At 70.5% G+C, this 7,043-nt stretch carries 5 protein-coding genes and 1 pseudogene; 3 read left to right on the forward strand and 3 right to left on the reverse strand.

The genetic code is table 11. The annotated features are described in order from the left end of the window. Positions 1-226: 226 nt before the first annotated feature. The 3 genes from ACFWMR_RS29370 to ACFWMR_RS29380 all read right to left on the reverse strand — a co-directional run bounded on the left by ACFWMR_RS29370 (position 227) and on the right by ACFWMR_RS29380 (position 4,275). Positions 227-2,068 carry a M48 family metalloprotease gene (locus ACFWMR_RS29370; RefSeq protein WP_378280435.1) on the reverse strand — a complete coding sequence of 614 codons (1,842 nt, stop codon included), beginning with the start codon at positions 2,066-2,068 and terminating at the stop codon, positions 227-229. Positions 2,069-2,229: 161 nt separating this feature from the next. Continuing rightward, positions 2,230-3,063 carry an aldo/keto reductase gene (locus ACFWMR_RS29375; RefSeq protein WP_093937519.1) on the reverse strand — a complete coding sequence of 278 codons (834 nt, stop codon included), beginning with the start codon at positions 3,061-3,063 and terminating at the stop codon, positions 2,230-2,232. Positions 3,064-3,093: 30 nt separating this feature from the next. Beyond that, positions 3,094-4,275, reverse strand: a complete 1,182-nt coding sequence (locus tag ACFWMR_RS29380; RefSeq protein ID WP_378380722.1) for an MFS transporter — start codon at positions 4,273-4,275, stop codon at positions 3,094-3,096. A gap of 142 nt (positions 4,276-4,417) precedes the next feature. Here ACFWMR_RS29380 and ACFWMR_RS29385 point away from each other — a divergent pair, with 142 nt between their 5' ends. From ACFWMR_RS29385 to ACFWMR_RS29395, 3 genes and pseudogenes are all read left to right on the forward strand, one after another. Further along, complete coding sequence (locus ACFWMR_RS29385; RefSeq protein ID WP_093937521.1) at positions 4,418-4,870, forward strand: MarR family winged helix-turn-helix transcriptional regulator; 453 nt, start codon at positions 4,418-4,420, stop codon at positions 4,868-4,870. A 91-nt stretch (positions 4,871-4,961) separates the two neighbouring features. Next, a complete protein-coding gene (locus ACFWMR_RS29390; RefSeq protein WP_378380723.1) occupies positions 4,962-6,419 on the forward strand; it encodes an amidohydrolase in 1,458 nt (485 codons plus the stop codon). Between the two features lie 58 nt (positions 6,420-6,477). Further along, positions 6,478-6,930 (forward strand): annotated as a pseudogene (locus tag ACFWMR_RS29395) (DUF2127 domain-containing protein); the annotation flags it as partial. Between the last annotated feature and the right edge of the window lie 113 nt (positions 6,931-7,043).

Here is a 7,043-nt window from a genome sequence, read left to right on the forward strand (position 1 = left end):
ACCTTGAACGTTGCGAACGTGGCTTTCGCAACACCTCCCGACCCGCCAGATCGCGCCGAGCCAAGGCACGAGGCCGGTCGCCTGTTCCCGGTCCTTGTTCCCAATGTCGCATTCGAGACGCTCAGCGACACAAATGCGACATTGGGCTCCCCGCCGAGACCGCGAACTCGCGACCTTTGCCTTACCGCCCAACAGAATCCGAATCGCCACTCACGACAAACCCGCGTCAAGCCTTCAGAGACTTGAAGAACGCCGCCAGTTCGTCATGAGCGGTCCCGAAGTCCTCGGTGTTGCCGGTCATCGCGAGTTCCAGCGTCTCGCCGTCGGACAGTTCCAGCGTCAGGTACTCGGTCAGCTTCCGGCGGGAGAAACCGCCCGCGACGATGTCCGTGAACGGGATCCGCCGCGCGCCCGGTTCGGCACGCAGATCGTCGAGGCCGCGCTCCCGCAGCTTCCGGATCCGCTTGCGGTCCGAAACGCCGCGCGCCCCGATCAGCCCGGCGAGGCCACGGCGGAGGAGCACCGCTCGCGACATCGGCAGGAGAACCACTTCCGAGTCGCAGACAATCAGGTCGTAGAGGCTCCGCTTGGCCTTCAGCGCGGTGAACACGCCGAGCATCCGGGCCTCGGCCGGATCCGGCTCCCGCTGGGGTTCTTGCTTGCAGAAGTATCCGGCGGGCACGTTCAGCAGTTGCAGGTTGTGGACCAGTTCGTCGACCGCGCGGGGGCTCCGCACCGCCGGGGCGACCAGTTCGACGACGTCGAACGGCTCGCCGTCGCCCAGGCACAGTTCCCAGCCGCCGCCCCAATTCAGGCGGTGCGCGGCGACCCCGTTGTCGATCATCGCGGCGGTGACGGTGTCGGCGAACAACTCGGCCAGCAGTTCGCGGCCCTCTTCGCGGGACGGGGCCCGCAGGGGTTTGGCGAGCGCGTCGGCGTCACCGTCGCGCAGGACCCGGACGACCTCGCCGATCGTGCCGCGTGGCGCCAGCCTGCTCTCGATCCCGGCGGAGGTCAGCAGCTTCGCGCCCTCCGCGACCGAAGCGCGCCCCGCGCGTTTGATGACCTCGTCCCAGTCCGCCCGCGGCCCGACGTCGCGGATCAGCACGTCCAGTTCCGCCTCGGGCACGTCGACCTTCGGCGCGCCCAGCAGTGCCCAGCCCGGCCGCGCGTCCGGCTTCACCGGGTTGTCCGGCACGCCGGCGAGCGCGGCGATGCGGCGCTTCGTGGGCGGATGGCTGTCGTACTTCGACAGCTCTTCGCCGTCGAGGACGTCTTCGGCGTACTCGGCTACCCAGTCCCGCTGGACCGGGTGATTGAGGTACGAACGGAACCCCAGCAGCACCGCGGGCGTGCGCCGCGCCGTCGCGCCGAGCGAGAGGTAGCGCTCGGCGTAGTCCTTCCAGAGCGGGCTCAGTGTCGCGGCCTTCCGCAGCGCCGCGGCCGCCGTCCGGCTTCCGGCGGCGAGCACGGACGCCTCGTCGGCCTGGAGTTCCTGCCGCCGGTTCGCCGACCGGGCGACCAGCAGGTACAGCTTCGAGTAGGCGGAGAGCAGGGCCCTGGCGGGGCCGCCGTCCAGCCTGTCGACGGTGAAGGCGAGCGTTTGCGTGCCGCGGTAGGTCAGCGCGAGCAGGCGGGTGTGGCCGCCGCTGTAGTGACCGAGTTCGTGCGCGAGCACGGAGCGTAGTTCGCTCACGCTCATCGCGGCCAGCAGTGGCAGCCCGATCAGCATCGTGCGTCGGCCGGGCCGCAGGCCGAGGAACCGGGCGTCCTCGCTGACCGCCGCGTTGATCTCGCCGATCAGCACGATCTCGTCCGGCGGCCGCGTCTTCACCTGGGCGGCGAGGTCGTCGATCATCTCCCACAGCGCGGGATGGGCGTCACGGTCCAGTCGCGGCCCTTCGATCGGGGGACGCCGGGCCCGCAACGCGCTCACCAGCCCGAAGCCGAGCGCGATCATGATCGCCAGCCCGCCGAGCATGACGTAGGTGCCCGTTTTGCCCGGGATCCGCAGGCCCGCCAGCACGCTGGCGACACCCACCGCGACGACCGCCAGTGGGAACGCCACGAGCAGAAGTGTCGCGAGGACGGCGCGTCCTCGGGCCTGCATCGTCCGGTTACCTCTTTTCGCACAACTGCCGTCAGTGCGGCCGAATAGTAACCGGCTGTCCAAGACCCCGTGAGCGGTAAGGACGGTTCCAACCGTCCTTACCGCTCACGAGGCTGGTGCTAGGCGACGTTGAAGGTGTCGGGATCCGGCCCGGTCCGCTCGCCCCGGTCCAGCACGGACAGCGAGGCGATGTCCTCGTCCGACAGCGTGAATCCGAAGACGTCGAGATTCTCCTTGATCCGCGACGGCGTCACGGACTTCGGGATCACGACGTTGCCCAGCTGCAGGTGCCACCGCAGGACGATCTGCGCCGGAGTGCGGCCGTGCTTCGAGGCCAGCGCCTTGATCGCGTCTTCGCCGAGCAGGTCGCCGCCCTTGGCCAGCGGGCTCCACGCCTCGGTCGCGATGCCGTGCTTCGCGTCGAACTCGCGCACCTCGGCCTGCTGCAGGTACGGGTGCACCTCGACCTGGTTGACCGCCGGGGTCACCGAACCGGCGTCGAGCAGCCGCTCGAGGTGGGCGGGCTGGAAGTTGGACACGCCGATCGCGCGCACCCGGCCGTCGGCGTAGAGCTTCTCGAAGGCCTTCCACGTGTCGCGGTAGAGGTCGCGCTCGGGGGTGGGCCAGTGGATCAGGTAGAGGTCCAGCTGCTCCAGGCCCAGCTTGGCCAGGCTGGCGTCGAACGCCTTCAGCGTGGCGTCGTAGCCCTGTTCGCTGTTCCACAGCTTGGTGGTGATGAACAGCTCGTCGCGGGCGATCCCGGACTCGGCGAGGGCCCGGCCGACGCCCGCTTCGTTGCCGTAGACGGCGGCGGTGTCGATGCTGCGGTAGCCCGCGTCCAGCGCGGCCTTGACCGCGGCGGTCGTCTCCTCGTCCGGTACCTGGAAGACGCCGAACCCGAGCTGCGGCATCTCCACCCCGTTGGTGAGCTTGACGGTGGGAATGTCGGTCACTTGCTTTCCTTTCGTGGGTGTTTCCGTGGGTCAGGCGGCGGGGGCCAGTTCGGCGCGACGAGCCTTTCGCCGCCCGTGATCGAGCATGCCTGACACGACCGCGACCAGCAGCCCGGCGAGCGCGAGCGCGGCGCCGATCCAGTTGGGCGCGGTGTAGCCGAGACCCGCGTCGATGGCCTTGCCGCCGAGCCACGCGCCCCCGGCGTTACCGAGGTTGAACGCGGCGATGTTGGCGGCCGACGCCAGCGCGGGAGCGCCTTCGGCCTTGTCCATGACGCGGGCCTGCAACGGCGCGACGGTCGCGAAACCGGCGGCGCCGAAGACGGCGATGGTGATCGCGGCGGGGAGCTGGGCGTGCGCGGTGAAGACGAACACGACCAGCACGGCCGCGAGCGCGGCGAGGATGACGTACAGACTGGGCATCAGCGACCGGTCGGCCGCCTTGCCGCCGAGCAGGTTCCCGACGAACAGCCCGGCGCCGAACAGCACCAGCAGCCAGGTCACCGCGCCGGAGGAGAAGCCCGCGACCTCGGTCATCATCGGGGCGATGTAGGTGAACGACGCGAACACCCCGGCGAAGCCGAGCGCGGTCATCGCCAGCGCGAGCCACACCTGCGGACGCCGGAACACGGCGAGTTCGCTGCGCAGTCCCGCGCTCTGTGTCGTCGCCTGGGCGGGGACCAGCGTGAGAATCCCGATCAGGCCGAGCACGCCGAGGACGCTGACCGCCCAGAACGTCGAGCGCCAGCCGAGCGCCTGGCCGAGCGCGGTCCCGGCGGGCACGCCGAGGACGTTGGCGACGGTCAGCCCGGTGAACATCATCGCGATGGCGCTGGCTTGTTTGGCGGGCGCGACCAGCGAGGCGGCGACGACGGCGCCGACGCCGAAGAACGCGCCGTGCGAGAGCGCGGCGACCACGCGGCCGGTCATCAGCAGGCCGTAGGTGGGGGCCAGCGCCGAAACGACGTTCCCGGCGATGAACAGGACCATCAGGCCGACCAGGACCGTCTTGCGCGGCACCCGCGACGCGAGCGCGGTCAGCAGCGGGGCGCCGACCACGACGCCGAGCGCGTATCCGGAGATCAGCAGCCCGGCGGACGGGATCGAGACGCCGAAGTCGCCCGCGACCTCGGGCAGCAGGCCCATGATCACGAACTCGGTGGTGCCGATACCGAAGGCGCTGATCGCCAGTGCGAGCAGAGCGGCAGGCATGGGAGCTCACTTCTTCCCGTAGAGTGGTGTTAACTGGCGTTGGCAACTACGAGCGTCCGAAATAGTTGCACGCGCCGTATATTGCACACGCTTGATGATGCATGACGCAACGAAGTTCGGGCAACCGGGGAAGAGGTGAACCGTGTCACTGGCCGACGACGCCGTGGAGGCACGCGCGCAGGGCTGGCGGACCCTCGCCGCGCTGCACGCGCGGATCGAGGACGCGCTCGAACGCGCGCTGGCGCAGAAGCACGAACTGTCCGTCACCGAGTACACCGTGCTGGACGTGCTCGCCCGTCAGGACGGATTCCACCTGCGGATGAACCAGCTGTCGAACGCCGTCGTGCTCAGCCAGTCGGCGACGACGCGGCTGGTGACGCGGCTGGAGAGCAGGGGGCTGCTCCAGCGGTACCTGTGCCCGGACGACCGGCGGGGGATCTACACGGAGGTCACGCCGTCGGGGCAGGAACTGCTCGCGGCCGCGCGGCCGACGCACGACACCGTCCTCACCGAGGCGCTGGCCGCCGCCGAAGAGCTCCCCGAGCTCGCGCCTTTGGTCGCCGCGCTCGGGAAGCTCACCTTCGCCCGCTCCTGACTTCCCGCATTTCGTCCTCTGAATGCGGTAGTTGCGCGTGCAAGGACCGCATTCAGAGGACGAAACGCGGCCCGCCTGGCAAGGTGAGAGCGTGGACGATCTTCTGGTGCGCCGGGTCCGGGTCGGCTTGGCGGGTTCCCTGTCGGACGTACTGATCAAGGGCGGCCGGATCGCGGCCATCGCGGGCCCGGGGCAAGCGGGTGCGGCGTCGGAGAGCCTGGACGGGCACGGCGGCACACTGCTGCCCGGTCTCGTCGACGCGCACGTGCACACCGCGCAGTGGTCGGCCGCGCGCCGCCGGATCCCGCTGGGGGAGGCGACGTCCGCCGCGCACACGGTCGAGCTCGTGCTCGCCCACCTGCTGGCGCGTCCCGTACCTCCGGGCGAACTCGTGCTCGGCGCCGGGTTCCGCGACGGCCTCTGGCCCGACGCCCCGCACAAGGAACTGTTGCAGAGGGCACTTCCCGGGCACCCCGTCGCCCTGTTCAGCGCCGACCTCCACACGCTGTGGCTCAGCCCCGCCGCGCTGAAGCTCATCGGCCGCGAGCACCCGACCGGCGTGCTGCTGGAGAACGACTGCATGAGCGCGACGGCCGAACTCCCCGTCGCGCCCGACGACGTCATCGACGGCTGGGTCGCCGACGCGCTCGCCGCGGCGGCCGCCCGCGGCGTCACCAAGATCGTCGACTACGAGTACACCGACACCGTCACCGACTGGCGCCGACGGCTGGCCCGGAAACCCTTGCCGGTCCGGGTCTCCTGCGTGATCGCGAAACACCTGCTCGAGACCGCCGTCGAACGCGGCCACCGCACCGGAGACGTTCTCGAAGACACCGGCGGGCTGCTCACGGTCGGCCCGTTCAAGCTGTTCGTCGACGGTTCGCTCAACACCCGCACCGCGTACTGCGTGGGACACTACGCCGGAACCGAGTCCCACGGGCTGCTCGAACTGCCGCCCGGTGAGCTGGAACCGTTGATGCGCAAGGCTTCCGAGAACGGGCTCATTCCGGCGGTGCACGCGATCGGCGACCACGCCAACAAGATCGCGCTCGACGCCTTCGCGAACGTCGGCTGCCCGGGCCGCATCGAGCACGCGCAGCTGCTGCTCGCCGAGGACGTCGCCCGCTTCGCCGAACTGGGTGTCGTGGCGAGCGTGCAGCCCGCCCATCAGCCGGACGACCGCGACGTCGCCGACCGGCACTGGCACGGCTGGACCGATCGGGCCTTCCCTTACGGCGCTTTGCATCGCTCCGGGGTGACGCTGGAGTTCGGCTCGGACGCGCCCGTCGCGCCGCTGGACCCGTGGGACGCGATCGCGTCGGCGATCAGCCGGACCGACGACCACCGCCCGCCGTGGCATCCCGAGCAGGTCATGCCACTGGAGGCCGCGCTCGCGGCGTCGTCCGGCGGCCGGACCGGGGTGGCCGCCGGGGACGTCGCGGATCTGGTCGTCACCGCGGTGGATCCGACGCGGCTGTCCCCGGAGGGACTACGCGACATCCCGGTCACCGCCACCGTGATGAACGGCCGGATCACCTACACGGCGTAAGTCCCGGGCGGGAACGGCCGGGTGCCCCCAAGGTGAGGTGAACGCGGAGGGAGCGCCCATGAGCACCGAGAAGCTGTTCCGGATCGCCATCACCCTGAAGGGGCTCGACGGCGCTTTACAGCTGGTGGGCGGGCTCGTCCTGATGATCGTCCCGGCGTCGGCCGTCACCGGTTTCGCGCACGCCGTGGTCACCCGTGACCTGCTCGGCGACCCCGAGGGGACGCTGGCCCGGCACCTCGAACTCGCGGCCGGTCATTTCGTCGAGGGCCGGACGTTCGCCGTGGTGTACCTCGTCGCGCACGGGCTCATCAAGCTCGGCTTGGTCTGGGCGCTGGCGCGCAAGGTGACGCGCGCCTACCCCGTCGCCGCGGTGGTGCTTTCGGCTTTCGTGGTCTACGAGATCTTCCGCGCGATCCACACGCACTCGCTCGCGCTGCCGTTCTTCGCCGCCCTCGACGTCGTGATCGTCGTGCTGGTGCTGCGCGAGTACCGGCAACTCAAGAGGGATCGCGGCGGGGGGGGGGCCCCCCCGGGCGGGGCCGCCGCGCGCAAGTTTACAGGGGGGATCACCCACCGCCCGCGGAACCCCCCAAACCCGGGGGGGGTTGGGTGGCACCCCCGCCC

The sequence above is a fragment of the Amycolatopsis thailandensis genome, assembly GCF_042723255.1.
GTDB lineage: Bacteria > Actinomycetota > Actinomycetes > Mycobacteriales > Pseudonocardiaceae > Amycolatopsis > Amycolatopsis thailandensis.

Bases quoted from the DNA above. Each gene is read 5' to 3' on its own strand.
- ACFWMR_RS29380 (WP_378380722.1), bottom strand. From the start codon at position 4,275: ATGCCTGCCGCTCTGCTCGCACTGGCGATCAGCGCCTTCGGTATCGGC.